General features: G+C 64.2%; 23 protein-coding genes and 1 tRNA gene. 3 read left to right on the forward strand and 21 right to left on the reverse strand.

All coding sequences use genetic code 11. The features are described from left to right. Positions 1-27 precede the first annotated feature (27 nt). From B059_RS20285 to rnr, 3 genes are read right to left on the reverse strand one after another with little or no spacing between them, the layout of a single operon-like run. The gene (locus B059_RS20285) at positions 28-312 is read right to left on the reverse strand and encodes an excalibur calcium-binding domain-containing protein (RefSeq protein ID WP_081601594.1); all 285 of its coding nucleotides are present in this window, start codon (positions 310-312) and stop codon (positions 28-30) included. Positions 313-357: 45 nt separating this feature from the next. After that, positions 358-1,122, reverse strand: a complete 765-nt coding sequence (gene rlmB, locus B059_RS0107870) for a 23S rRNA (guanosine(2251)-2'-O)-methyltransferase RlmB (RefSeq protein WP_018077697.1) — start codon at positions 1,120-1,122, stop codon at positions 358-360. Next, positions 1,119-3,404, reverse strand: coding sequence for a ribonuclease R (gene rnr / locus B059_RS18835; RefSeq protein ID WP_018077698.1), 2,286 nt, complete (start codon positions 3,402-3,404; stop codon positions 1,119-1,121). The genes rlmB and rnr overlap by 4 nt, the downstream gene beginning before the upstream one ends. 47 nt (positions 3,405-3,451) lie before the next feature. On the opposite strand from rnr, the gene B059_RS0107880 reads away from it, so the two are divergent. Further along, a tRNA-Leu gene (locus tag B059_RS0107880) sits at positions 3,452-3,538 on the forward strand. A 64-nt stretch (positions 3,539-3,602) separates the two neighbouring features. On the opposite strand, the gene B059_RS0107885 is transcribed toward B059_RS0107880, so the two are convergent. The 8 genes from B059_RS0107885 to B059_RS0107915 all read right to left on the reverse strand — a co-directional run bounded on the left by B059_RS0107885 (position 3,603) and on the right by B059_RS0107915 (position 12,486). Continuing rightward, positions 3,603-4,901 carry an adenylosuccinate synthase gene (locus B059_RS0107885; RefSeq protein WP_018077699.1) on the reverse strand — a complete coding sequence of 433 codons (1,299 nt, stop codon included), beginning with the start codon at positions 4,899-4,901 and terminating at the stop codon, positions 3,603-3,605. Positions 4,902-4,914: 13 nt separating this feature from the next. After that, complete coding sequence (locus tag B059_RS0107890; protein WP_018077700.1) at positions 4,915-5,877, reverse strand: ATP phosphoribosyltransferase regulatory subunit; 963 nt, start codon at positions 5,875-5,877, stop codon at positions 4,915-4,917. Between the two features lies 1 nt (position 5,878). Then, the gene (locus B059_RS21385; protein WP_336433338.1) at positions 5,879-5,989 is read right to left on the reverse strand and encodes a DUF2065 family protein; all 111 of its coding nucleotides are present in this window, start codon (positions 5,987-5,989) and stop codon (positions 5,879-5,881) included. 73 nt (positions 5,990-6,062) lie between these two features. After that, the gene (gene hflC, locus B059_RS0107895; protein WP_018077701.1) at positions 6,063-6,944 is read right to left on the reverse strand and encodes a protease modulator HflC; all 882 of its coding nucleotides are present in this window, start codon (positions 6,942-6,944) and stop codon (positions 6,063-6,065) included. Beyond that, positions 6,941-8,140 (reverse strand): FtsH protease activity modulator HflK, encoded by a 1,200-nt coding sequence (hflK, locus tag B059_RS0107900; RefSeq protein ID WP_018077702.1) that lies wholly within the window; start codon positions 8,138-8,140, stop codon positions 6,941-6,943. The genes hflC and hflK overlap by 4 nt, the downstream gene beginning before the upstream one ends. 11 nt (positions 8,141-8,151) lie before the next feature. Beyond that, positions 8,152-9,336 carry a GTPase HflX gene (gene hflX, locus B059_RS0107905; protein WP_018077703.1) on the reverse strand — a complete coding sequence of 395 codons (1,185 nt, stop codon included), beginning with the start codon at positions 9,334-9,336 and terminating at the stop codon, positions 8,152-8,154. 168 nt (positions 9,337-9,504) lie between these two features. Continuing rightward, the gene (locus B059_RS18840; protein ID WP_018077704.1) at positions 9,505-11,319 is read right to left on the reverse strand and encodes a putative bifunctional diguanylate cyclase/phosphodiesterase; all 1,815 of its coding nucleotides are present in this window, start codon (positions 11,317-11,319) and stop codon (positions 9,505-9,507) included. 51 nt (positions 11,320-11,370) lie between these two features. Next, the gene (locus B059_RS0107915; protein WP_018077705.1) at positions 11,371-12,486 is read right to left on the reverse strand and encodes a galactose-1-phosphate uridylyltransferase; all 1,116 of its coding nucleotides are present in this window, start codon (positions 12,484-12,486) and stop codon (positions 11,371-11,373) included. 174 nt (positions 12,487-12,660) lie between these two features. Between B059_RS0107915 and B059_RS0107920 the strand changes: the two genes are divergently transcribed. Continuing rightward, the gene (locus B059_RS0107920) at positions 12,661-12,942 is read left to right on the forward strand and encodes a hypothetical protein (protein WP_018077706.1); all 282 of its coding nucleotides are present in this window, start codon (positions 12,661-12,663) and stop codon (positions 12,940-12,942) included. Between the two features lie 2 nt (positions 12,943-12,944). Then, a complete protein-coding gene (locus B059_RS0107925) occupies positions 12,945-13,196 on the forward strand; it encodes a hypothetical protein (RefSeq protein ID WP_018077707.1) in 252 nt (83 codons plus the stop codon). Here B059_RS0107925 and B059_RS19895 read toward each other — a convergent pair. The 10 genes from B059_RS19895 to ndk all read right to left on the reverse strand — a co-directional run bounded on the left by B059_RS19895 (position 13,162) and on the right by ndk (position 24,240). Next, positions 13,162-15,162 carry a putative bifunctional diguanylate cyclase/phosphodiesterase gene (locus B059_RS19895; RefSeq protein ID WP_018077708.1) on the reverse strand — a complete coding sequence of 667 codons (2,001 nt, stop codon included), beginning with the start codon at positions 15,160-15,162 and terminating at the stop codon, positions 13,162-13,164. The genes B059_RS0107925 and B059_RS19895 overlap by 35 nt on opposite strands. Before the next feature lie 16 nt (positions 15,163-15,178). Continuing rightward, positions 15,179-16,588 (reverse strand): ribosome biogenesis GTPase Der, encoded by a 1,410-nt coding sequence (gene der, locus B059_RS0107935; protein WP_018077709.1) that lies wholly within the window; start codon positions 16,586-16,588, stop codon positions 15,179-15,181. A gap of 42 nt (positions 16,589-16,630) precedes the next feature. After that, positions 16,631-17,788, reverse strand: coding sequence for an outer membrane protein assembly factor BamB (gene bamB / locus B059_RS0107940; RefSeq protein ID WP_018077710.1), 1,158 nt, complete (start codon positions 17,786-17,788; stop codon positions 16,631-16,633). Next, positions 17,788-18,429, reverse strand: a complete 642-nt coding sequence (locus B059_RS0107945) for a YfgM family protein (protein WP_018077711.1) — start codon at positions 18,427-18,429, stop codon at positions 17,788-17,790. Before B059_RS0107945 ends, bamB begins: the two co-directional genes overlap by 1 nt. A 13-nt stretch (positions 18,430-18,442) precedes the next feature. Continuing rightward, complete coding sequence (gene hisS, locus B059_RS0107950; RefSeq protein ID WP_018077712.1) at positions 18,443-19,711, reverse strand: histidine--tRNA ligase; 1,269 nt, start codon at positions 19,709-19,711, stop codon at positions 18,443-18,445. A gap of 118 nt (positions 19,712-19,829) precedes the next feature. Beyond that, positions 19,830-21,050, reverse strand: coding sequence for a flavodoxin-dependent (E)-4-hydroxy-3-methylbut-2-enyl-diphosphate synthase (ispG, locus tag B059_RS0107955; RefSeq protein WP_018077713.1), 1,221 nt, complete (start codon positions 21,048-21,050; stop codon positions 19,830-19,832). A gap of 32 nt (positions 21,051-21,082) precedes the next feature. Next, positions 21,083-21,907, reverse strand: coding sequence for a RodZ domain-containing protein (locus tag B059_RS0107960; protein WP_018077714.1), 825 nt, complete (start codon positions 21,905-21,907; stop codon positions 21,083-21,085). Further along, positions 21,904-22,674 carry a type IV pilus biogenesis/stability protein PilW gene (gene pilW / locus B059_RS0107965; protein ID WP_018077715.1) on the reverse strand — a complete coding sequence of 257 codons (771 nt, stop codon included), beginning with the start codon at positions 22,672-22,674 and terminating at the stop codon, positions 21,904-21,906. The genes B059_RS0107960 and pilW overlap by 4 nt, the downstream gene beginning before the upstream one ends. Continuing rightward, positions 22,671-23,804 carry a dual-specificity RNA methyltransferase RlmN gene (rlmN, locus tag B059_RS0107970; RefSeq protein WP_018077716.1) on the reverse strand — a complete coding sequence of 378 codons (1,134 nt, stop codon included), beginning with the start codon at positions 23,802-23,804 and terminating at the stop codon, positions 22,671-22,673. The genes pilW and rlmN overlap by 4 nt, the downstream gene beginning before the upstream one ends. 7 nt (positions 23,805-23,811) lie before the next feature. After that, positions 23,812-24,240, reverse strand: a complete 429-nt coding sequence (gene ndk / locus B059_RS0107975) for a nucleoside-diphosphate kinase (protein ID WP_018077717.1) — start codon at positions 24,238-24,240, stop codon at positions 23,812-23,814. Positions 24,241-24,353 lie beyond the last annotated feature (113 nt).

Raw genomic sequence — 24,353 nt, forward strand, 5'->3', positions numbered from 1 at the left:
AACGGCCTGACCGTATTTCAAGCCCGGTTAAAACCGGCTGTCGTTTTCACAAGGCACGCCATCATGGTCACCGTCCATTTTGGTGCCTGGGCAATACCTGGAAAAGTATTCCGCCTCTGCTCTCGATGTCATGTCTGAGCAGTGCATCCGGCCATCGCAACTGAATGACCGGGGCGCTGGCGTCGAAGCATTGGTGTCCCTGATCACAATCTTTTCAGGAGAGGCAGACTCGCCTGAATTTACCGAAGGCTGCTTACCGTAATAATTCCAGACACCAAGACCTATCAAGATCAAGAACAGAATTTTCTTCATTGAAAGTCCAGGTTTCCGGTCATTCACCACCTCTCGCAGAACGGCTCACCGCCCGCGCTGCCGCACCGTCTCATACAAGCACAGCGCCGCCGACACCGACACGTTGAGGCTTTCCACCGTGCCGCCAATCGGGATGCGCGCGACCTGATCGCAGCTCTGCTTGACCAGGCGGCGGATACCCGCACCCTCGGCGCCGAGCACCCAGGCGATGCCGGTCTTGCAGTCGATGCCGGACAGGGGCTGCTCGCCGTCCATGTCGGCGGCGATGACCCAGATGTTGTGTTCCTTGAGGTCTTCGATGGTGCGCGAAAGATTGGTGACCATGATGTAGGGCACGGTCTCGGCGGCGCCGGAGGCGACTTTTTCCACCGTGGCGTTGATGCCGACGGCGTTGTCCTTCGGTGCGATGACGGCGTGGACGCCGAAGGCGTCGGCCGAGCGCAGGATCGCGCCCAGATTGTGCGGGTCGGTGACGCCGTCGAGGATGACCAAGAGCGGCGGGCCCTGGATGTTTTCCAGCACTTCGTCCAGCGAATGCGTGAGCGCGACCGGCTTGACGCGCGCGACCACGCCCTGGTGCTTGGCAGACTTGCCGACCAGGCGGGCAAGGCGATCGGCTTCGACCTGCGCCAGCTTGACGCCATTGTCCTTCGCCTGATGCACCAGATCGCGCGCGCGCGCGTCGCGGCGGGTCAGGTCGAGATAGATCTCAAAAATTCCCGACGGATCCTGGCGCAGGCGCGCCAGCACCGGGTGAAAGCCGTAGATGAGTTTTTCAGCGGCCTGCTTGCCGGAGGACTTCTCGCTCATTTCTTCTTGGCGCCGGTTTTAGCCTTGCCGGATTTCTTTTCCGGCTCCCGCTTCTCGAATGCACGCTGCATGTCGAGCGCGGCGTTTTCTTGCTCGACCAGGCTGAAGTCGATCTTGCTGGTCTCGATGTCGGCGCGCATCACCTTGATGCGCACGCGGTCACCGAGGCGATATTTTTTCCCGGTGCGCTCGCCGAGCATCATGTGCTTGGCCTGGTCGTAGTGGAAGTAGTCCTGGCCAAGCTCGGAGACGTGAACCAAGCCCTCGATGAAAATCTCGTCGATCGCGACGAACATGCCGAAGCTGGTCACCGCGCTGACGGTGCCGTTGTACTCGTCGCCGATGCGGTCGCGCATGAAATAGGTTTTCAGCCAGGCGTCGACGTCGCGGGTGGCATCGTCAGCGCGGCGTTCGGTCATCGAGCAGTGCAGGCCGATTTCGGCCAGTCCCTTGGCGGGTAGCTTCTCGCCATTCAGCACCGCCTTGATGCCGCGATGCACCAGCAGATCGGGGTAGCGGCGAATCGGCGAGGTGAAGTGGGTGTAGGCCTCGTAGGCGAGACCGAAGTGCCCCTTGTTGTCGGGGCTGTAGACCGCCTGCTTGAGCGAGCGCAGCATCACCGTCTGCAACAGGCCGTGGTCGGGGCGGTCCTTGATCTTGTCAAGCAGCGCCGCGTAGTCCTTGGCGTGCGGCTTGTCGCCGCCGCCGAGGTCGAGGCCGAACTCGGCGAGGAAGCCGCGCAGCGCAGCGAGCTTCTCCTCGGTCGGGCCTTCGTGAACGCGGAACAGCGCCGGTTGCTTGTTCTCGTGCAGGAAGTCCGACGCGCACACGTTGGCCGCCAGCATGCATTCCTCGATGATGCGATGGGCGTCGTTGCGAATCACCGGCACGATTTCCCGGATCTTGCCCTGGTCGTCGAAATTGATCTGCGTCTCGGTCGAGCCGAAATCGATGGCGCCACGCTTGGCGCGCGCCTTCAACAGGGTGCGGAAGAGTTTATCGAGCGCCTCCAGGTGCGGCATCAGCGCGGCCTGCTGCTTCTCCGGCTTGGCAACGCCGGAGAGCCAGTCCCACACCTGGTCGTAGGTCAGGCGCGCGTGCGAATGGATCACCGCCGGGTAGAAGCGGTATTCCTTGATGCTGCCTGTGGTGGTGATGCGCATGTCGCACACCATCGACAGGCGATCGACGTCCGGGTTGAGCGAGCACAGGCCATTGGACAGCGCCTCCGGCAGCATGGGGATGACGCGGCGCGGGAAATATACCGAGTTGCCGCGGTTGAAGCCTTCGCTGTCGAGCGCGTCCCTGGGCTGCACGTAATGGCTGACGTCGGCGATCGCCACCACCAGCCGAAAGCCGCTGCGGCCAAGCGGCTCACAGTACACCGCGTCATCGAAGTCGCGCGCGGTCTCGCCGTCGATGGTGACGAGCGGCAGGTGGCGGATGTCCTCGCGTCCGGCCAGGTCCTTTTTCAGCACCTTGCTTGGCAGCTTGGATGCCTGCGCCTCGACCTCAGGCGGGAACACGTAGGGCAGGTCGTGCTTGCGCAGGGCGATCTCGATTTCCATGCCGGGGCCGGTAAAGCTGCCCAGCACTTCGGACACTCGTCCCACCGCCTCGTTGTGCGCGCCGGGCTGGGTGAGGATTTCCACCGTCACCACCTGGCCGGGCTGCGCGGCGCCGGCATGCTCGGCGGGGACGAGGATATCCTGGTTGATGCGGCGGTTCTCCGCGATCAGGAAGCCGACGCCGCCCTCGAGGTAGTAGCGGCCGACGACGAACCTGTTGACGTGCTCCAGCACTTCGACGATCTTGGCCTCGCGCCGCCCGCGCCGGTCGAAGCCGGCGACCCGCACCAGGACCTTGTCGCCGTGCAGCACGCGGTGCATTTCCTTGGGCGACAGATAGAGGTCGTCGCCGCCCTCTTCCGGCACCACGAAGCCGAAGCCGTCGGGGTGCCCCTCGACGCGGCCCTTGATCAGGTCGAGCTTGTCCGGCAGGCACAGCTGGCGCTTGCGGTTGAGCATCAGTTGGCCGTCGCGCTGCATCGCGCCCAGCCGCCGCTGGAACAGGTCGCGTTCGGCCTCGGTGATGTGCAGCTGCTCGGCGAAGGCATCGGCGTCGACCGGACAGCCCGCCTCGGTCAGCAGTTGAAGGATGTATTCGCGGCTCGGCAGTGGCGATTCGTAGCGTTCGATCTCACGCTCGTAGAACGGATCGGCGAGGCGGATTTCAGGAAGCTTGTGTTTGCTTGCGCGACTGCGGGATTTTTTTGAGGTCATCTTCGTTGACAATTTATTCGGTGCTCTCTAATATGCGCGTCTTCGCAGCCCAGATGGCGGAATTGGTAGACGCACTAGGTTCAGGTCCTAGCGGTGGCAACACTGTGGAGGTTCGAGTCCTCTTCTGGGCACCAGACGCTGCAAGCAAAAAGCCGACTTCGTGTCGGCTTTTTGCTTTTTCAAAGCTTGTTTCAGGCATTACGACTCGTAGGGATGGCGACGCACGATGGTCTCCACCCGGTCCGGGCCGGTCGATACGACGTCAACCGGCACTTCGCACAGCGCCTCCATGCGCTTGAGGTAGGTCTGCGCCTTCTGCGGCAACTTGCCAAACTCCTGCACGCCCACGGTCGTATCGCTCCAGCCGGGAAGATCCTCGTAGATCGGCTCGACGTTGGTGATCGATTCCGCGCCCACCGGCAGGATGTCGCAGGTCTCGCCGTCGATCCTGTAGCCGACGCATACGCGCACCGTTTCCAGGCCATCGAGCACATCCAGCTTGGTCACGCACAGGCCGGACACGCCGTTGATCTGGATCGAGCGCTTGAGCGCGGCGGCGTCGAACCAGCCGCAGCGACGCTGGCGCCCGGTGGTGGCGCCGAACTCGTGGCCTTTCTCGCCGAGGTACTGGCCGACATCGTCGAACAGTTCGGTCGGGAACGGTCCGGAGCCGACGCGGGTGGTGTAGGCCTTGGTGATCCCGAGCACGTAGTGCATCGCGGACGGGCCGACGCCGGAACCGGTGGACGCGCCGCCGGCGGTGCAGTTCGACGAGGTCACGAAGGGATAGGTGCCGTGGTCGATGTCGAGCAGCGTGCCCTGCGCGCCCTCGAACAACAGGTTGCCGCCCGCCTTGTTGACTTCGTAGAGGCTGCGCGGCACGTCGGCGACCATCGGCTTGAGGCGCTCGGCCATCGCCATCATGCTGTCGAGCGTCTGGTTGAAGCTCACCACCTCGGCCTTGTAGTAGTTCTTCAGCATGAAGTTGTGATGGTCGAGCACCTCGCCGAGCTTGGCGGCGAAACGTTCGCGATGGAACAGGTCCTGCAGGCGCAGCGCGCGGCGCGCCACCTTGTCCTCGTAGGCCGGGCCGATGCCGCGCCCGGTGGTGCCGATCTTGCCGGCGCCCTTGGCGATCTCGCGCGCCTGGTCGAGTGCCACGTGGTGCGGCATGATCAGCGGACAGGCTTCGCTGATTTTCAGGCGGCTGGCGACGTCGACGCCGGCCGCCTCGAGCATGTCCATTTCCTTCAGCAGTGCATCCGGGGCGAGCACCACGCCGTTGCCGATGTAGCAGGTGACGCTGTCGCGCAGAATCCCGGACGGAATCAGGTGCAGCACTGTCTTCTTGCCCGCCACCACCAGGGTGTGGCCGGCATTGTGGCCGCCCTGGAAGCGCACCACTCCCTGCGCGCGGTCGGTCAGCCAGTCGACGATCTTGCCTTTGCCCTCATCGCCCCACTGGGTGCCGATGACGACGACGTTTTTTGCTGCCATGCTGCAATCTCCCTTATTGTGCCGAACTGGCGATAACCAGTTCGCGTAAATCCAGGCTGAAACCGGTGGCCGGACGCGCCCGGCCGAATACCCGCCCCACTTCATCGTAACGCCCGCCCTGCGCGATCGCATGGCTGCGTCCGCCGGTATACGCCGCGAAGACGACGCCGCTGTGATAGCCGTAGCCGCGCAATTCGGCCAGATCGTACGCCACTTCGACGCCGCCCAATCCCTCGTCGAGCGCCGCCAGCATATCCAGCGCCGCATCGACGGCCGCCAGCCGTGGCAGGCGCGCACGCGCTTCTGCCAGCATGCTGCGATCGCCATACAGCTGCGGCAGCGCTGCAAAAGCATCGCGCAACGCCACGGGCAAGTCTGCCGTCAGCACCGCCACGGCACTGCCGTCCTTGGTCTGCAATGCACCGAACAGCTGGTGCTCGATGTCGCCGCTCAGGCCGGCTTCTTGCGCCAGCGCACGGTAAACGCCGACGTGGCCGATATCGAGCTGCACTGTTTTCACGCCGCACGCGGATAAACCCTGCAGCATCAACGTGAGGATTTCGAGATCCGCTTCGGCACCGGCTTCGCCATACAGCTCCGCGCCGATCTGGATCGGCTCGCGCGAGCGATGGAAGCCGGCGGACTGGGTATGCAGCACGCTGCCCGCATAGCACAGGCGATTCACCGCGTTGGCGGCCAGCAGGTGCGCATCGATGCGCGCCACCTGCGGCGTGATGTCGGCGCGTACGCCCATCAGCCGCCCGGAGAGCTGATCGACCAGCTTGAAGGTCTTGAGGTCGAGATCCGCTCCGACACCGGTCAGCAGCGAATCGACGTATTCCATCAGCGGCGGAATCACCAGTTGATAGCCACAGCCGCGGAACAGGTCGAGCAGCGCGCGCCGCATGTCCTCCATGCGCCAGGCCTGCGGCGGCAATACATCCTCGACGTTTTCGGGCAATAACCAGGCAGTCATTTCAGTTCAAAATCATCAACAAAAAAACGCCGCCCAACATGGAGGCAGCGCCGATGAAACGCAATTGGCCGTCACCGGGGTCCAGTATCCGGCGGAAGCCGTCCCGCCGCAGGGCGGGCGCGGCGAAGGCAGGACCCCTTCAATCACCCGCAGCAAACCTGTTGCGGCAAGCCCGCCGAGGCCGGTCATTGACCGCCGGCGGCACGCGGGTTCTTCATGTATTTGAAGAAGTCGGCGCTGGGATCGAGCACCATGACGTCGCTTTTGCTCTTGAAGCTTTCGCGATACGCCTGCATGCTGCGGTAGAACGCGTAGAATTCGGCGTTTCTGCCGTAGGCCGAGGCGTACACGGCCGCGGCCTTGGCATCGCCCTCGCCCTTGACGCGCTGAGCGTCGCGATAGGCATTGGCCACGATCACTTCCTTCTGCTTGTCGGCATCGGCCTTGATCTTTTCGGCTTCGGCCGCGCCGGTCGAACGCAGCTCGTTGGCCACCTGCTTGCGCTCGGCTTCCATCCGGCGGTAGACGTTTTCCGACACGGCTTCCGGCAGATCGACCCGCTTGATCCGCACGTCCACCACCTGCACGCCGATCGTGCGCGCGTCCGCGTCGGCCTTGGTGCGGATGATGCTCATGATTTCCTCGCGGCGCCCCGACACCACCTCGTTGACGGTGCGCTTGCCGAATTCGGCGCGCAGGCCGTCGTTGACGGTCTGATTCAGGCGGATCTGCGCACGCGTTTCGTCGCCGCCCACCGATACGTAGAACTGCCTCGCATCGACCACGCGCCACTTGATGAAGGAATCGACCAGCACGTTTTTCTTTTCCGAGGTGATGAAACGCTCCGGATCGGCCGCATCCAGCGTCAGGATGCGGGTATCGAAGAAACGCACGTTCTGCACCAGCGGCAGCTTGAAATACAGCCCCGGCGTTTTTTTCACCGACACCACTTCGCCCAGCTGGAACACGATGGCGTTCTGCCGCTGGTCGACGGTAAACATGCTGCCGCTCAACACCACCAGCAACACGATCAGGCCGATCAGTATGGGACCCAGACTTCTGTTCATGGCCGGTCCTCCCGTTCACGGCTGCGTAAAGCGTCGCGCGAACGCGTGTCCATGGGGGCGGGCGCAGCGGCCGGCTGCTGCGACAGCACTTCGGGCGCGCCGCTGTATGTCTGGCCGACAATCTGCTGCAATTTGTCGAGCGGCAGATAGAGGAGGCTGTTGCCACCCTTCTGGTCTACCAGCACTTTACTGGTGTTGTTCATCACAGTCTGCATGGTATCGAGATACATACGCTGGCGCGTCACCTGGGGCGCTTTCTGGTATTCGGCAAAAATCTGCACGAAGCGGCTGGCCTCGCCCTCGGCATTGGCAATCACCGACAGCTTGTAGCCCTCGGCTTCCTCTTTCAGACGCGAAGCCAGGCCGCGGGCACGCGGCACTACGTCGTTGGAGTAGGCCTCGGCTTCATTCTTCAGGCGCTCACGATCCTGCCCCGCCTTGACCGCATCGTCGAACGCGGCCTGCACCTGTTCGGGCGGCTGGATATTCTGCAAGGTTACCTGGCTGATGCTGATGCCGGTCTTGTAGCGATCGAGAACCAGCTGCATCAGTACCTTGGCCTGTGCGGCGATATCGGCTCGGCCTTCATACAGCACGAAATTCATCTTGTTCTTGCCGACGATTTCGCGCATCGCGGTCTCGGCCACCTGCAGCACCGAATCTTCAGGCGCGCGGTTAACGAACAGGAATGCCTTCGGGTCTTTGAGGATGTACTGCACCGCGAATTGCAGATCGATGATGTTCTCATCGTCGGTCAACATCAGGGATTCTTTCAGCACCTTGCTTTTTACCGAGGTGCGGTAACCGACTTCGACGGTGCGCACCTGATCGACGTTGACCACTTCACGCGATTCGATCGGCCACGGCAGATGCCAGCGCGGGCCGGGCTCGGTGGTCTCGACATATTGTCCAAAGCGCAGCACCAGGCCGCGCTGGCCGGCGTCGATGATGTAGAACCCGCTCGCCAACCACACCACGACCAGCGCACCGACCAGCAAGCCGACCAGATTGCCGCCGCCCGGCAACCCTCCGGAGGAGAAGCCATCGCCACCGCCGCTGCCGCCACCCGTGTTCTTGTTGCCGAACAGGCCATTGAGGCGCTGGTTGATGCGCCGCCAAAGTTCGTCCAGGTCAGGGGGTCCGCTGTTTTTGTTGCGGTTACCATTGTTGCCCCATTGGGGGTCGTTCCAGGCCATATGGTTTATGTTTATGTAGAGAAAACTGTGGTTTGGGGAGAGGGGTCGTCTGGTTTGCCGGCTTCATTCCGGAGCCGCACGGCCAGCAGGATTTCCGACAGCGCCTCGCGTAAAAGTTCAATCCCCGCACCCGTTTGCGCGGATATATATACGCTCTGAAGTTTACCATATTCGTCGCGCCCCACTCCCGGCGCAACGCCCGTCAAATCGAGCTTGTTGTAAACCCGCAGCTGCGGCACGGCATCCGCGCCGATTTCCCCCAGCACCTTTTCGACCGCCTCGATCTGCCGTTCGCGCCCGGGGCTGGACGAATCGATCACGTGCAAAAGCAGATCGGCCTCGGCGGTCGCTTCCAGCGTGGCGCGGAAAGCAGCCACCAGGTCGTGCGGCAGACGGGTGATGAAGCCGACGGTATCGGCCAGCACCACTTCACCGCTCGCTGGTCCGTCGCCGGTCGATTCAGCCAGGCGCGGCAAATAGATCTTGCGTGTGGTGGTGTCGAGCGTGGCGAACAACTGGTCGGCCGCGTAGGCGCCGGCACGCGTCAGCGCATTGAACAGAGTGGATTTGCCCGCATTGGTGTAGCCCACCAGTGCGACCGACAATACCTGCTGGCGCGAGCGCGAACGCCGCTGGGTGCGGCGCTGCTTGCCCAGTTTGGCGAGCCGTTCGCGCAGCGCCTTGACCCGCACGCCGAGCAGGCGACGGTCGGTTTCCAGCTGTTTCTCACCCGGGCCGCGCATGCCGACGCCACCGCGCTGGCGCTCGAGGTGGGTCCAGCCGCGCACCAGGCGGGTCGACAGGTGTTGCAGCTGGGCCAGCTCGACCTGCAGCTTGCCTTCGGCGCTCTGCGCCCGGCGGGCAAAGATATCCAGAATCAGGCTGGTGCGGTCGATCACCCGGCACTGCAGGCGACGCTCCAGATTGCGCTCCTGCGCGGGCGACAGTTCGTGATTGAAGATGACAACGTCGGCCTCGGTGGCGGCGACCAGCGCCGCGATTTCATCGGCCTTGCCGCTGCCCACGAACAACGCAGCATCCGCGCGGCTGCGTTTACCCTGGACCTCGCCCCGGATATCGAGTCCGGCGCCGGCCGCCAGCAGACGCAGCTCGGCCACGCTTTCGGCAAAATCCGGCGTCGCGAAATCGAGCGCCACCAGAACGACCCGCTCTCCGCCCGCGTGCCGCTCGATCAAGGGGACTCTCCCCGTCTCCACCCAAGCGCGCTCACTGGACGGGACACTCGCCTGTCGACGCTACGAAACGGGCCATATCGATACGCAGATGTCCCGGAGATATCGCGGCTTGGCATGCATTGTAGGTCTCTCATTTTCCGTTGGCTTCAGCGCTTGATCCTGCGCGGGTCAAACCAGTTGCGGGCGGCCGAAATGCCAGCCCTGCCCGTAGTCCACGCCCATGTCTGCGAGGATGCGTGCGGTTTCCGCATCCTCGACGTGCTCGGCCACGGTATGCATGCCCTCCTTGCGTGCAAAATTCGCCAGGCTTTCGACGATGCTCGCCACCTTGCGGTCCTGGCGCATATGCGACACCAGCCAGCCTTCGATTTTCAGGAAGCTGACCGGCAGGTGCGCCAGGTACAGATAGGACGAATAGCCGCTGCCGAAATCGTCCAGCGCCAGCCGGAAGCCGAAGTCGATGAAGGGCTGCAAATCGGCGCGCAGCTTCTCCAGGCTGACGATGTGCTGGCGCTCGGTCAGTTCCAGCACGATGGGCTTGGCCGGCCCCAACATCGCGCTGCAGGTCTGGCAATAATCCATGGCATTGTCGAACATCTCCTCGACCAGATCGCGGCGTGCCAGGAATTGCGGCGACACATTCACGAAATGAATGAAATCGGATGCCCCGCCTTCATTCATTCGCACCACGCAGTGCTGCATCACGTTGCGGATCACCTGGCGGTCGATTTCAGCCATCAGCCCCAGCCCTTCCGCCATGTCGACGAACTCCTGGGCCTCGACGATCTCGCCGGTCGCGGTCTCGATGCGTGCCAGTGCTTCGTCCGCAATGGCCTGCCCGGTCTGCAAATCGACGATGACCTGCGAGGCCAGCCTGACCCGGTTTTCAGCCAGCGCCTGCCGCAGCAACGTACTGTTCCACGGCAGGCTGTCCAGCGCCGCCATCCTGACCTGGTCGCGGCCATCGGCCTTGGCCCGATACAAGGCATGGTCGATTTTTTCCAGCATCGGCAGGGTTTCGCTGTCGTTCACGCCGAAAGCCGCCACCCCCGCCGAGAAACTCAGTGAAAGGGCCCCCACGCTGGTCTGGATGGGCGTCGTACGGGCCCGGCCGGCCAACCGTTCCATGATGCCGGCAGCTTCGTCCACGGTGCTGCCATGCAGCACGAACAAAAATTCTTCCCCGCCCCAGCGCGCCACCCAGTCGCCTTCGCGCAGCCCGCTCTCGAAGCGACGCGCCACGGATTTCAGCACTTCGTCTCCCACGGCATGGCCGTAACGATCGTTCACCATCTTGAAATGGTCGAGGTCGACCAGGGCCAGCGCAAAGCCATGGCCGTCGCGCAGCGTGCGTGCGCGTTCCTTTTGCAGGCGCTCTTCGGCCGCCCGCCGATTGGGCAGGCCGGTCAGCGGATCGGTCAGCGCGATGCGCTGCAGCAAGTCCTTTTGCGCGGACTGATGCAGCGCATTGCCGAGCCAGTCGGCGATCAGGCTCATGTAGCCGACATCCACCGCGCCGGGCGGCGATTCGCTGCATCTGCGCAAAAAAGCCAGCACCCAGCGCGTCTCGGTCTCGTCGCCAACCGACACCGGAATCCCGGAGAAGGCACGCATGCCAAACTCGGTCACCAGCGGATTGCCGGCATACAGGGGGTGCGCGGCCAGATCGGCGATATGGGACGGCGTACGGGTATGAATGACAATATGGAACGGCGACGCTTCCAGCGCCTGCCTGCTGCCTTCCGGAAACACTCCCAGGCGATCGCTGACATAGCGTGCGGTGCAGTGCTCGCCAAGCTCGCTCAGCACCACCAGATCCATGTCCAGCACCCCGGCCGCCATCGCCAGCATGGCACGGATGCGCTCGGCATCGCTCAGGCCGCCTCGTACCGACAGTTTCCACAAGGCATTCAGGCGATCGACATGCGTGTCGCCATGGCTGGACAATGGTACGCGCTGACCGGATTGGTTGACTGCCTGCATGATCGCCGTTGAAGCTGGTTAACAGGCGCCATTCTAGCCTTCTCGCGACCGTTACAAATCCACTGCACGCAAACGCTCGGCGGCCTGTTCCGGGTTGATGGTGTTGACGAACAGCCCCGAGCCCAGTTCGAACCCGGTCGGAATGGAGGTGCGCGGGCAGATTTCCAGATGCCAGTGATAGCTCGCGGCGTACGCGCCGTGCGGCACGCCATGTTTCGAGTCCGTACCGCCATGCGGCACGGAGTGCAGGAAGAAATTGTACTGCGCGCCGCCGATGACGGCATCCAGCCGCGCCATGGTGCGCTTCACTACCCGCGCCAGGTCGGCCAGATCCTCGCCGCGCACGTCGAGAAAATCGGCCTGGTGCGCCAGCGGCAGGATGTGCACTTCCCATTCGTAACGGCTGGCGAAGGGCTTGATCGCGATGAACTTCTCGCCGCGCTCGACCACATACTGACCGACGTTGATCTTGCGCCGCACTGCACCCGAATTGCGGTCGTAGATCGTCGCCTCGAAGGTCAGCGCCTCGTCGATCAGCGCGCAAAAAATGCAGTGGTGGTGCTTGGCGTAATACGCGGCGCTGTTTTTCACCTCGGCGTCGACGTTCTCCGGCACCACCGGCATCGCGATCACCTGGCTGTGCGTATGCGGAATCGACGCGCCGGCCGCCGGGCCGAAATTCTTGAATACCAGCACGTATTTCAGGCGCTCGTCGGACGCGAACAGCTGCTGCATGCGCGCCTGGTAGACGCCGAACAGCGCGGCCAGATGGCTTTCCGCCATGTCCTGTACGGCAATGCCATGCTCGTGGTGATCGATGATGACTTCGTGCCGGCCGTAGCCGTCGATGGTCTGCTGCAGGCCGAAGTTGAAGCCGGCTTGTTCGCGATCGTCGCCCAGCACCGGGTAGAGGTTTTCCACCATGCGAATCTGCCAGTCGCCTTCCGGCGGCCAGCTCAGGATCACCGGCGGCGTCTTGTGCTCGTTGCCGCGGCAGAACGGGCAGGTTTCGACGTGCTTGCGGGTGTCGCGTGGCGCCAGTTCCTCGGCTTTTTTCGGGCGCATGCTGCGCGCTGTGGCGACCAGCACCGATTCGCTCGGCACGATGGGATTGATGCGGATTTCGCGAACTTCGCTGGTATTGTCCGGGGCGTTCGGGTCTGACATGCGGTTTCTCCTTTGCCAGGAAGCATAAAGCAGCCGCCCGATGGTGGCGGTTCATTCTGCTTATGCCCCCAGTCAGGCTTTTTATCCCCCCGCTTTCACCAGGGCCTTGCGTTGACGAAGCCCCGGCCGGCGCCGACAATACCGAACCTTTGCCGTATTCTCGGAGTATTCCCCATGGACGAAAAAGCCCTGCACGACGAGCAGCGCCTTATGCGCATGATGCGCAAAACGCTCACTTCCATCGTGCGCGATACCGCGCCGCGTGACGGCAACCCCAGCCCGCTCTCCGAAGCCACCGTGCTCGGCATCAAGGATTGCCTACTGGTGATCTCCGGCCGCGAAACCGAACTTGCCCAGCTCACCGGCCGTACCCTTGAAGAGCGCCCGCACTTCAGTGACGAGACACCCAACACCCACGCCGTCAAGATCAGCAGCATCCCAAAAAAAACGCACTGAGCATGCCGCAAGCCACCAGCCTGTTCACCGATGTCGAATCCAGTGTCGTCGGCACCTCGGCGGTCGTGATCTATTCGCCTTCCGGCAAGAACCGCAAGCGCTTTCCCGAGGGCGTGGTCGAGGTCTACACCAGCGAAGCCGAGGCGCTGGCGCACGCCGATCCCGCAAAAAATCGCCACGCCGCGATTGCCAGCGGCCCGGCGCGCTCGTCGGAAGGCTTCAAACTGTACTATCTGGTGCGCTGGCTGGACTGAACCCGTTCTGCCACTCGGGCAAGCGGGACCGAAACGCGACTTCGGCGAACGGCGGCGCAAAGTAATACCCCTGGACATCGTCACACCCCAGGTCCCGCAACAATTCGACCTGGGCTGCGGTCTCCACGCCTTCTGCCGTCACTTTCAGGCCCAGCGCCCGCGCCATCCCCACCATGCTGGCGACAATGGCGCGGGCCTCGGCATCCTCGACCATGTCCGCGACAAAGCTGCGGTCGATTTTCAGGCGCGTGGCGTCCAGTTTCCGCAGATAAGCCAGGCTGGAATAACCGGTGCCGAAATCGTCGATCGCCAGCCCTACCCCCTCTTCCGCCAGGCGATGCAGCAACGCTGACCCGGCGAGCGTCTCCTGCATGATGGCCGACTCGGTCAGCTCCAGTTCCAGCAGCGCCGGCGGAAGCTCCGTTTCCTGCAGCACCGCGCTCAGCCGTTCCTCAAAGCTCGGGCGGCGCAACTGCAGCGCCGAGACGTTGACCATGACCGGCACGGCCGGCGCCCCCTGCTGGTGCCAGCGCCGTGCCGCCCGGCAGGCCTCGGCGAGAATCCAGTCGCCGAGCGGAACGATCAGCCCGGAATCTTCGGCAACGGGAATGAAGCGCGCCGGCTCCACCCACTCCCATTCGGGGTGACGCCAGCGCACCAATGCCTCGATCCCGACGAGCGCACCGTGCGCAAGCGAAAACACCGGCTGGTAGAACAGTTCGAATTCGCCGCGTTCCAGCCCTTGGCGCAAGCCGGTTTCGGTGGACAGGCGCTCCCTTGCGCGTGCATTCTGCAGCGGGTCGGCGAACTGAAAGGTATTGCGGCCACCGTCCTTGGCCGCATACATGGCGCGGTCCGCGCAGGCCAGCCAGCCCTCCGCATCCAGCGCGTCGTCGGGATACAGCGCGATGCCGACACTGACTCCCACCGACACGCTCTGATCGCCGACCGTGATGGGTTTGGCGAGTTCGGCGATGATTTTTTCGGCGACATGACGCGCGTCGTCATCGTCCCGGATTTCAAGCAGCAGGATCACGAACTCGTCGCCGCCCAACCGGGCCACCGTATCGTCCTCCCGCACCAGCGCACACAATCGGCCGGCCACCGCGCACAGCAGTGCATCGCCCATGGCATGGCCGAGCGAATCGTTGACGTTCTTGAAACGGTCCAGGTCGAGGAACAGGATCGCCGCCCGGCTTCCCATCCGGTGGGCATGCGACAACGCCTGGGTCATGTGGTCGGCTAGCAGACGCTGATTGGGCAAGCCGGTCAGGCTGTCGTGATAGGCCTGTTCGTACAGTCTGCCTTCCGACGTCATGAGCCGCGCGTGCTCCCTGCGGATGCGCGCCCGTATATAAAACAGCAGGCTTGAGGTCAGCACGAACACCAGCGTTGCACCGAGCGGCAGCATCGCCGCATGCAGCAGCGTTCGCCGCCATAGGTTGGCGTCAACATCCAGCCCCAGCACCGCGATGGTTTGACCGGTCTGCGGGTCGACCTGCGGCACCAGTGCGCTGACCCATACCCCCCAGCTATCACTCAGCGGACCTTCGGTCATCGGCCGGTTGCCGGAAAACAGGGCGACCAGCTGCTCGCTCGCCTCGCCGTAGGCCATGCCGGAGGGTGAAAAATCGGATGAATCGGCAGGCTCGGAGTCCACCAGGAAACGGACCCCGCCCTCGTCATGCCATCCCAGCAGATACACGAAACGGTACTGCGGGCTGACGCTCCGCAGCGCCTCGAGCTGCTGCTTGAGGCGGGCATATTCCTCGCGCGTGGCGTCATTTGCCTCGCCGCGCAGCGCCTTCACCGCCGCCCAATCGAGTGAACGCTGCATCAGGCGCGCTTCGGTCAGGAACTGCACACGCATTCCCGCATCGGCCGAGCGCACCACCTGCAGGGTGAGGATCAGCCCCGCCAGCACACCGCCCAGCACCAGCAGCCATGGCCAGATCTTGCGTATCAAGCGCCGATCCAAGCGCTCAATCCGCGCCGTAGACCTTGCGCCGCACCCGCTTCTTGCGCCGCATCCGCGTCGCCTCGCTTTCGCTCAGCGGCGCGCGCGCCTTGCCTTCAAAAGGGTTCTTGCCGCTGTCTTCCTTGACCTGGATGCGCAGCGGCGTGCCCTGCAGCTTGAAGGCCTTGCGGAAACTGCTTTCCAGATAGCGCTTGTAATCGTCGCGCAGGCCTTCCAGCGCGTTGCCGTGCAGGATGATGACCGGCGGGTTCTTGCCACCCTGGTGGGCGTAGCGCGGCTTGGGACGGAACAGACCGTTCTTGGGTGGCGCGTGCTGTTCCACCGCCATCTCCAGCACCCGCGTCAGCTTGGGGGTCGACATCTTGAGGAAGGCGGCAGCATGCGCCGCTTCCACATCCTTCAGCAGGTTTTCGAGGCCTTTGCCCTTCAGCGCCGAGATGTAGTTGAAGCGGGCAAAGTCGAGGAAGGCGAGTTTGCGGCCGATGTCGCGCTTGATGTCGTCGCGCTGCTCGGGGCTGAGGCCATCCCACTTGTTGATCGCGACCACCAGCGCGCGCCCGGTTTCCAGCACGAAGCCCGCGAGATGCGCGTCCTGCTCGGAAATATTCTCGCGCGCGTCGAGCACCAGCACCACCACGTTGGCATCCTCGATCGCCTGCAGGGTCTTGATGACGGAGAATTTCTCCACCGTCTCGAACACCTTGCCGCGGCGCCGCACGCCGGCGGTGTCGATCAGGATGTAGGGCTTGCCGTCGCGCTCGAACTCGACGTAGATCGAGTCACGCGTGGTGCCCGGCTGGTCGAACGCGATCACGCGTTCCTCGCCGACCAGCGCGTTGACCAAGGTGGATTTGCCGACGTTAGGACGGCCCACCAGCGCGATCTTGGGGATGCCGAATTCATCGGGTTTTTCTTCCTCTGCGGGAAACGGCGCCAGCGCCTCGTCCACCAGGTCGGCGATGCCGTCGCCATGCGCGCCCGAAATCGCCAGCGGCTCGCCCAATCCCAGCTCGTGGAACTCGGCGGTGACCACGGCGCGGTTCATGCCTTCGGCCTTGTTGACTGCGAGCAGCACCGGGCACGCCGCGCGGCGCAAGCGGTCGGCGATCACCTTGTCCTGCGGTGTCAGGCCGCTGCGCGCATCGACCATGAAAATGATGGCATCGGCCTCGTCGATGGCCTGCAGCGTCTGGCGTGCCATCTCGGCCATGATGCCTTCCTTGGCCACCGGCTCGAGACCGCCGGTATCGACCACCAGATAGGGCTTGCCGCCGATGCGGCCACGCCCGTAATGGCGGTCGCGCGTCATCCCCGGCAGGTCGTGCACCAGGGCGTCGCGCGTGCCGGTAAGGCGGTTGAACAGGGTGGACTTGCCGACGTTGGGACGCCCGACAAGAACCAGAGTGGGAAGCATGGCTATCCTTGCTGACGCGTCGGCAAAGCCGGCGCGCTGTGTTTATTTGAGCCTGAAAGCGACGACATTGCCCTTGGCCGTCTGCACGGCGAAGCCGGGCCCGATGTCGACCGGCGCCGTGCGCACGTTGCTGTCGACCTTGGCACGCGCAACGAAACTGCCGTCTTCGGCCGACAGCACATGCACGACGCCTTCGCCGTCGGCCACCACCACCCAGGCGCCCAGCGCCAGCGGCGCGGTGACCTGACGGCGCGCCAGCTTGTCCTGCCGCCAGCCGGCACGGCCACTGGTCTTGTCGTAGGCGGTCACGGCATCCTTGTCGTCGGTGACGTAGACATTGCGCTCGTCCATCGCCAGCCCGCTGTTGCTGGAGGCGTCGCGTGCCCACAACGGTGCGCCGTTGCGGCGATCGAAGCAGGCCACCCGCCCCTGATAGGTGACGGCACACACCTGCCGTTCATCCACCACGGGATTGCCCATCACGTCGGCCACCCGTTCGAGTTCGGTCGCCCCGCGTGGCAGCGCCACCGTGGCTTCCCACAGCTGCGCGCCGTTGGCGACGTTGAGCGCAACCAGCTTGCCGCCGGGGAATCCGGCGTAGAGCACGTCGTCGCGCACAGTCATGCCGCCCGATCCGCGCAGGCTCAATGCCGGCAGGTTGCGGCTGTACAGCCATTTGCGGCTGCCGTCCGCGGCGGCCAGGCCGTGCACGCGGCCATCGCCGGTACGCGCGATCACCATATCAGCCACCGCCAGCAGTTGTCCGGTCACCTCGCTCGACAGCGGCACTTTCCAGCGCACCTGCCCGCTGCCAAAATCGAGCGCCAGCAGCTCGCCCTTGCCGCCGCCGGCCAGCACCAGGCCCTGGCCCGCGCCGGCCCCGGCCGAAAGTTTCACGCCGGTATCGGTACGCCACACCATGTTGCCGTTGGCCACGGCGATGCGCACCACCCGACTGCCGCCGGCGGCCAGCACATCGTCGCCTTCGGCTTGCGGGCGGAACAGGCGCCCATCCGCGTCGCCGGTTTCGCCTTTCCAGGCCTCGCCGAGACTGGCGCTTGGTTTGAACTCGACCAGTTCGGCGGGTTTGGCCTTGGCCGGGCCGGAACCGAACCAGCCGCCCACCGTGCTGGTCATCGAGCCGACCGCGCCGCACCCCGACAGCGACAGCGCCAAACCGGCGGCAATCAAACGCATCATCACTTGACCTCTCCTCCCAGCGCATCGAGTTTCAGTTCGACGATAGTGCGGTAGGGGTCGTCCTCCTGCATTTTGCCGAACGCCGTCTGATAGGCCGCGCGCGCCTCGGCCTGCTTGCCCTGCGCCAGCAGCACGTCGCCCTTCGTATCGTGGAAGCGGAAGGCGAAGGCATCGCTGTGCGTAGCCGACAGAGTTTTCAGCGCGGCGTCATATTGCTTCTGGTCGAGTTGCACGCCGGCCAGGCGCAGACGCGCCAGATCCCTGACGGCAGGTTCCTTGCTGTTGGCCGCCGCCCATTCCAGTTGGGTCTGCGCGCTTTTCAGGTCCTTGCCAAGGACGTTGAGCTTGGCCAGCAGCATCGCGGCGCGTGGGGCGTAGGCCGTGCCCTTGTACTGATCGATCAGCATCGAGCCGGCCTCGCGCGCAGCCTTGGCATCGTTGGCTGCCAGCGACTGCGTCAGTTTTTCGTACACGGCGGCCGCTTCCAGGCTTTGCGTCAGCGTGCGGTGCTGCCAGTAACGCCAGCCCGCCGACGCGGCGATCACCACGGCCAGGCCGATCATCACCAGGCTGCCCCAGCGTTTCCACCAGGCTTTCAGTTCGTCCAGCCGTTCCTGCTCGTCGAGGTCGTAGGTTGCCATCGTGCTATACCTTTTAAATTGTTGCCTGTTTCAGAAATTCGATCGCCAGCGTCATCTCGACTCGGGTCTGCCCGGCGCTGCTGCGCAGCGGCTTCAGCGTCACCTGCTGCGCCGCCGCTTCGTCGTCGCCGATGATCACCGCATAGCGCGCACGGCTGGCATCGGCCTTTTTCATCTGCGACTTGAAGCTGCCGCCGCCGCAATGCAGCACGCCGGCAAGCCCCGCGCCGCGCAGCGCGGACGCCACCTGCCACGCATACGCCTGCGCCGCGTCGCCAGCGTGGACGATGTAGGCGTCCGGCACCGGCGTCGCAATGGCCCGCCCGCCGGCTTCGATCAGCGCCAGCAGCCGCTCGATTCCCATGGCGAAGCCGGCAGCCGGCGCGGGTTTGCCGCCGAGCTGTTCGATCAGACCGTCGTAGCGGCCGCCGGCACACACCGTTCCCTGCGCGCCGAGCTGGTCGGTCACCCATTCGAACACGGTGCGATTGTAGTAATCCAGTCCGCGCACCAGACGCGGATTGATCTCGAATGCGATGCCGTTCGCGCGCAACAGGGCCTGCACGGCGTCGAAGTGCGCCAGCGCCTCGTTCTCGAGCTCGTCCATCAATTTTGGTGCGGCATCGTTCAGCGCCTGCATTGCCGGGTTCTTGCTGTCGAGAATGCGCAGCGGATTGCTGTGCAGACGGCGCTTCGCATCCTCGTCGAGCGCATCCTGATGCGCCTCGAAATAGGCGATCAGTTTCTGCCGGTGGCGCTGCCGTGCGGCATGATCGCCCAGAGTATTGAGCTGCAGCGTCGGGGCGATGCCGAGCTCGCGCCAGAGATCGGCGCACATCACGATCAGCTCGGCATCGGTGTCGGGCCCGGCAAAGCCAAGCGCCTCGACGCCGACCTGATGAAACTGCCGGTAGCGCCCCTTCTGCGGGCGCTCGTGGCGAAACATCGGGCCGGTGTACCAGAGGCGCTTGCCGCCGTCGTACAGCAGGTTGTGCTGGATCACCGCGCGCACCGAGGACGCCGTACCCTCCGGGCGCAGCGTCAGCGATTCGCCGTTCAGCTCGTCGACGAAGGTGTACATCTCCTTCTCGACGATGTCGGTCACCTCGCCGATGGCGCGTTTGAACAGGCCGGTGTGCTCAAGGATCGGCGTGCGCATCTCGCGGTAGCCATAGCGCCGCAGCCAGTCACGCACGATCGCCTCGAAGCCCTGCCAGATATCGGTGGCATCGGGCAGGCAGTCGTTCATGCCACGCACGGATTGAATGTTGTTGTTGCTCATGTTGTGGGAATCAATTTTTTATCCGCGAAGGACGCTAAGGGACGCGAAGAAACCCCAAACCTGTTTTTTCCAGGTTTTTACTTCGCGCTTCTTCGCGTCCTTCGCGGATAAAGATTTTTCAATGGCCATAACGACGCTGCACGTAGTCCTCGACGATCGCCTGGAAGTCAGCCGCGATGCGATCCCCCTTCAGCGTCACGGTTTTCTCTCCGTCGACGTACACCGGCGCGACCGGCACTTCGCCGGTGCCAGGCAGCGAGATGCCGATGTTGGCGTGCTTGGATTCGCCGGGGCCGTTGACCACGCAGCCCATCACCGCCACCTGCATGGTTTCGACGCCGGGATACTGGTTGCGCCACAGCGGCATCTGGGTGCGCAGGTAGACTTCGATGTCCTGCGCCAGTTCCTGGAACACGGTCGAGGTGGTGCGCCCGCAGCCGGGGCAGGCGGTGACCTGCGGGGTGAAGGCGCGCAGGCCGAGTGCCTGCAGGATTTCCTGGCCGACGCGAACCTCCTGGGTGCGGTCGCCGCCCGGCTCGGGGGTCAGCGAAATGCGGATGGTGTCGCCGATGCCTTCCTGCAGCAGCACCGCCAGCGCGGCAGTCGAGGCGACGATGCCCTTGCTGCCCATGCCGGCCTCGGTCAGCCCGAGATGCAGCGGATAGTCGCACTGCGCGGCGAGGTCGCGGTACACCGCGATCAGATCCTGCACCCGGCTCATCTTGCACGACAAAATGATCCTGTCGCCGCCGAGGCCCAACTCCTCGGCCTTTTTCGCCGATTCCAGCGCCGACGCCACCATCGCACGGCGCATCACCACCTCAGCGTCTTCCGGCTGCGCGAGGCGCGCATTGTCGTCCATCATGCGTGCCGCCAGCGCCTGGTCGAGGCTGCCCCAGTTGACGCCGATGCGCACCGGCTTGTCGTAACGGCACGCCACCTCGATCAAGGTGGCAAACTGTTCGTCGCGCTTGTTGCCGCGTCCGATATTGCCCGGATTGATGCGCAGCTTCGCCAGCGCCTGCGCGCATTCCGGCACCTGGGTCAGCAGCTTGTGACCGTTGAAGTGAAAGTCGCCGATCAGCGGCACGCGGCAGCCCAGCACGTCGAGGCGCTCACGGATGAGCGGCACCGCGGCGGCGGCTTCCAGGGTGTTGACGGTGAGTCGCACCAGTTCCGAGCCGGCCTCGGCCAGCGCCTGCACCTGGCGCACGGTGGCCGCAATATCGACGGTATCGGTATTGGTCATCGACTGCACCACCACCGGCGCATCGCCGCCGACCAGCACAGGGCCGATCCGCACCTGGCGGCTGGGGCGACGGGCTATCTGAGACATCATTATTCTTCCAGGGGGCTGTTCTTCAAGGGTGGTTATTCTTCAAGCGTGAAGCGTGCGACCGTCGCGTCGATAAAGGGCGACAGATCGATGGGACGGCCGTTGTATGTCATCCGCGCCTGGGCTGCATTGCCGATCACCACATCGAACGGCGGCTGACCGTTGACATCCACGCTGCCGCCCGCGGGGTTGAGCTGGCGGTGCAGCATGCGCCCGCTGGCATCCTTGATCTCGGTCCAGGCCTCGTCGCCAAATTCGAGATGCAGCACACTGCCGGCCGCTGGAGCCGGAGTTGCTGGCGTGCCGGCCCCGGCCGGTTCAGCGGGTGCGGCGGCAGGCGCATCAGCCGGGACGAGAGCAGCCTGAACGACGGAGGAGACGGACTCTGCCGGTTCCACTACAGGTACCGGCACCGCAGCGGGGGCGACCTGGGTTTGCATGGCAACGGCCCCCCGCTGGGTCGAGTCCTCCTCCACCTCGCTGTTCAGCCACAAATACAGCACCACCGGCACCGCCACCGCCACCAGCACGCCCAGCAGCGACAGTATCAGCCAGGGCGAAGTCAGCCAGGAATGCGACACGGACTGACCAGCAGGGCTGACCGCAGCAGGCTCGGCTGGCGCACCCTGCATGCGTGCCAGCAGGGCTTCGGGCGCGAGCCCCAGCAGGCGCGCATAGTTGCGCACAAACCCGCGCGCGAACACGGACTGACCCAGGCTGTCGAAATCATCCGTCTCCATCGCCTCGATCTGGCGATGCATCAGGCGCAGGCGCACCGCCACGTCGTCAAGCGCAATCCCTTGCGCTTCGCGGGCGTCGCGCAGGATCTGCCCGACCGATGCCTGGCTGTTCTCGCTCATTCGTATTGTCCCGCCAGCAGCAGGCGCGCTTCGTCCGAATCGGGAAAGCGTTTGCGCAGTTGCAGGCCGTAGGCTGCTTCCTGCGTACGGTCGCCCAGCTTGCGTTCCAGCCGCACACCCAGCCACAGGCTTTCCGCGGTCGGCGGCGCCAGTTCGGCATGACGGCCCAGCAAGCGCTGCGTCTCCATCAGCCGGCCCTGGCGGAAATGCAGTCCCGCGAGCTTCAGGATGGTATTGGGATTGTCGGGTTGCAGCTTGAGCGACTTCACCAGATTGGCTTCGGCCAGCGCGAGATCACCCTTCTTTTCCGCACACAGACCGGCGTTGGCCATCGCCTGCTCGGGCCTTGCATACAGCGGATTGCGCAGGGCGGCGCTGAACTGTTCGAGACCTTCGTCGTAGCGGCCACGTGAGCAGAGAAACCAGCCGAAATTGTTGCGTGCTTCGGAATCGCTGCGATCCAGTTCGATGGCGCGGCGGAAGTTTTCCTCGGCCAGTTTGTCTTCGGCCAGTTCCATGTAGATCAGGCCGTAGATATTGTAGGCCGGGCCAAACCGGCTATCGGCGGTAATCGCCTTGCGCAGTTCGTCAAGCGCGATCTTGTACTGGGCACGGGAGAAGTAGGCGCCGGCCAGGTCGGTGAACGCGCTGGCGCGCTGGCGGCTTCCGCTGTCGGCTTCCGTGTTGGCGATGCCCCCGCCCCCCCCGGCAGAGTGGCCCGCGCAGCCCGCGAGCAAGGCTGCCCCGATCACGATCCATTTCTTCACGCTGCCTCCTTGTGCATCCGCTTCATCACGCGCCCGCTCTTGTCGGCCACCTTGCCCGCCAGCTGGCCACAGGCGGCGTCGATATCGTCGCCGCGTGTCTTGCGTGTGGTAACCACGTAGCCCGCATCCTGCAGAATCTCGCGGAATACGCGCATGGCGTCGGCACGCGGTTTTTCATAACCGGAATCCGGGAAGGGATTGAACGGGATGAGGTTGAACTTGCACGACACCTCGCGCGTCAGCTCGATCAGCTGACGCGCATGCCCGGGCGTATCGTTCACCCCGGCCAGCATGACGTATTCGAAAGTAATGAAGTCACGCGGCGCATGCACCAGATAACGCCGGCACGCCGCCATCAACTCACGCAACGGATACTTCCTGTTGATCGGCACGATCTGGTCGCGCAGCGCGTCGCTGGGCGCGTGCAGGCTCACCGCCAGCGCCACTGGGCAACGCTCGGCGAGCCGGTCCATCGCCGGCACCAGGCCCGAGGTCGACACCGTGACGCGCCGCCGCGACAGGCCGTAGGCGTGGTCGTCGAGCATGATGCCGAGCGCAGTCACCACGTTCTCGAAGTTCGCCAGCGGCTCGCCCATGCCCATCATCACTACGTTGGACACCGGCCGCCCGGCGGTTTCACCCGTGGTGCGGTTGGGTTCGGTCTTCAGGCTGTGCTGCGCTACCCACAGCTGGCCGATGATCTCGGCCACCGTCAGGTTGCGATTGAAGCCCTGCCGCCCAGTCGAGCAGAAGGTGCACTCCAGCGCGCAGCCGACCTGCGACGACACGCACAGGGTGCCGCGGTCGTCTTCCGGAATGAACACGGTTTCGATGCCATTTCGCCAGGTTTGATCGCTGGCGGCTCCGCCGCCCGGACCGACGTCGAACAGCCACTTGCGCGTGCCGTCGGCCGAAGTGTGCGCGTAATTGACCACCGGCGCCTTCACCTCCGCCTGCTGCTGCAGTTTTTCGCGCAGGCTCTTGGCGATGTCGGTCATCTGCGCAAAATCCGCCACCCCCGACTGGTGTACCCAGTGGAACACCTGGCGGGCGCGGAACGGCTTTTCGCCGAGCTCGCCGAACCAGGCGGTCAGCCCTGCGAGATCGAGATCGAGCAGATTCTGCGGCATGCGTGGCTTAACGGCCGGCGTAGACTTCGCAGCCGGGGAAGAAGTAGGCGATTTCGACCGCCGCGGTTTCCGGCGCGTCGGAGCCGTGCACCGCATTGGCGTCGATACTCTCGGCAAAGTCAGCGCGGATGGTGCCGGGCTCGGCCTTCTTCGGGTCGGTCGCGCCCATCAGTGCACGGTTCTTGGCAATGGCGTCCTCGCCTTCCAGCACCTGCAGCACGACCGGGCCGGAAATCATGAACTCGACCAGGTCCTTGAAGAAGGGACGCTCACGGTGCACGGCATAGAAGCCCTCGGCTTCCTGACGCGACAGATGCTTCATTTTCGAGGCCACGACCTTGAGGCCGTTGGTCTCGAAGCGGCTGACGATCTTGCCGATCACGTTCTTTTTGACGGCGTCGGGTTTGATGATGGAAAAAGTGCGCTGAACGGCCATGCGAATGCTCCAGACGAATGAGAAAATAGTTCAAAAAACCATGAAAATCAGCCCGCTAGAATAGCACGGCCGCCCCTCCCTGTCTTGACCCCGCCGCCAGTTTTTGCCGCCCG

Origin of the sequence: Thiobacillus denitrificans DSM 12475, from assembly GCF_000376425.1 — a bacterium.
Lineage (GTDB): Bacteria > Pseudomonadota > Gammaproteobacteria > Burkholderiales > Thiobacillaceae > Thiobacillus > Thiobacillus denitrificans.

What these genes read in the sequence shown, in the direction of transcription:
- B059_RS0107945 (WP_018077711.1), bottom strand. Translation starts at nt 18,429, where the DNA reads ATGGCAACCTACGACCTCGACGAGCAGGAACGGCTGGACGAACTGAAA.
- B059_RS0107885 (WP_018077699.1), bottom strand. Translation starts at nt 4,901, where the DNA reads ATGGCAGCAAAAAACGTCGTCGTCATCGGCACCCAGTGGGGCGATGAG.
- hflK (WP_018077702.1), bottom strand. Translation starts at nt 8,140, where the DNA reads ATGGCCTGGAACGACCCCCAATGGGGCAACAATGGTAACCGCAACAAA.
- hisS (WP_018077712.1), bottom strand. Translation starts at nt 19,711, where the DNA reads ATGAGCAACAACAACATTCAATCCGTGCGTGGCATGAACGACTGCCTG.
- B059_RS0107920 (WP_018077706.1), top strand. Translation starts at nt 12,661, where the DNA reads ATGGACGAAAAAGCCCTGCACGACGAGCAGCGCCTTATGCGCATGATG.
- rnr (WP_018077698.1), bottom strand. Translation starts at nt 3,404, where the DNA reads ATGACCTCAAAAAAATCCCGCAGTCGCGCAAGCAAACACAAGCTTCCT.
- hflC (WP_018077701.1), bottom strand. Translation starts at nt 6,944, where the DNA reads ATGAACAGAAGTCTGGGTCCCATACTGATCGGCCTGATCGTGTTGCTG.
- der (WP_018077709.1), bottom strand. Translation starts at nt 16,588, where the DNA reads ATGCTTCCCACTCTGGTTCTTGTCGGGCGTCCCAACGTCGGCAAGTCC.
- bamB (WP_018077710.1), bottom strand. Translation starts at nt 17,788, where the DNA reads ATGATGCGTTTGATTGCCGCCGGTTTGGCGCTGTCGCTGTCGGGGTGC.
- ispG (WP_018077713.1), bottom strand. Translation starts at nt 21,050, where the DNA reads ATGATGTCTCAGATAGCCCGTCGCCCCAGCCGCCAGGTGCGGATCGGC.
- B059_RS0107890 (WP_018077700.1), bottom strand. Translation starts at nt 5,877, where the DNA reads ATGACTGCCTGGTTATTGCCCGAAAACGTCGAGGATGTATTGCCGCCG.
- B059_RS0107960 (WP_018077714.1), bottom strand. Translation starts at nt 21,907, where the DNA reads ATGAGCGAGAACAGCCAGGCATCGGTCGGGCAGATCCTGCGCGACGCC.
- rlmN (WP_018077716.1), bottom strand. Translation starts at nt 23,804, where the DNA reads ATGCCGCAGAATCTGCTCGATCTCGATCTCGCAGGGCTGACCGCCTGG.
- rlmB (WP_018077697.1), bottom strand. Translation starts at nt 1,122, where the DNA reads ATGAGCGAGAAGTCCTCCGGCAAGCAGGCCGCTGAAAAACTCATCTAC.
- B059_RS0107925 (WP_018077707.1), top strand. Translation starts at nt 12,945, where the DNA reads ATGCCGCAAGCCACCAGCCTGTTCACCGATGTCGAATCCAGTGTCGTC.
- B059_RS0107915 (WP_018077705.1), bottom strand. Translation starts at nt 12,486, where the DNA reads ATGTCAGACCCGAACGCCCCGGACAATACCAGCGAAGTTCGCGAAATC.
- B059_RS18840 (WP_018077704.1), bottom strand. Translation starts at nt 11,319, where the DNA reads ATGCAGGCAGTCAACCAATCCGGTCAGCGCGTACCATTGTCCAGCCAT.
- ndk (WP_018077717.1), bottom strand. Translation starts at nt 24,240, where the DNA reads ATGGCCGTTCAGCGCACTTTTTCCATCATCAAACCCGACGCCGTCAAA.
- B059_RS20285 (WP_081601594.1), bottom strand. Translation starts at nt 312, where the DNA reads ATGAAGAAAATTCTGTTCTTGATCTTGATAGGTCTTGGTGTCTGGAAT.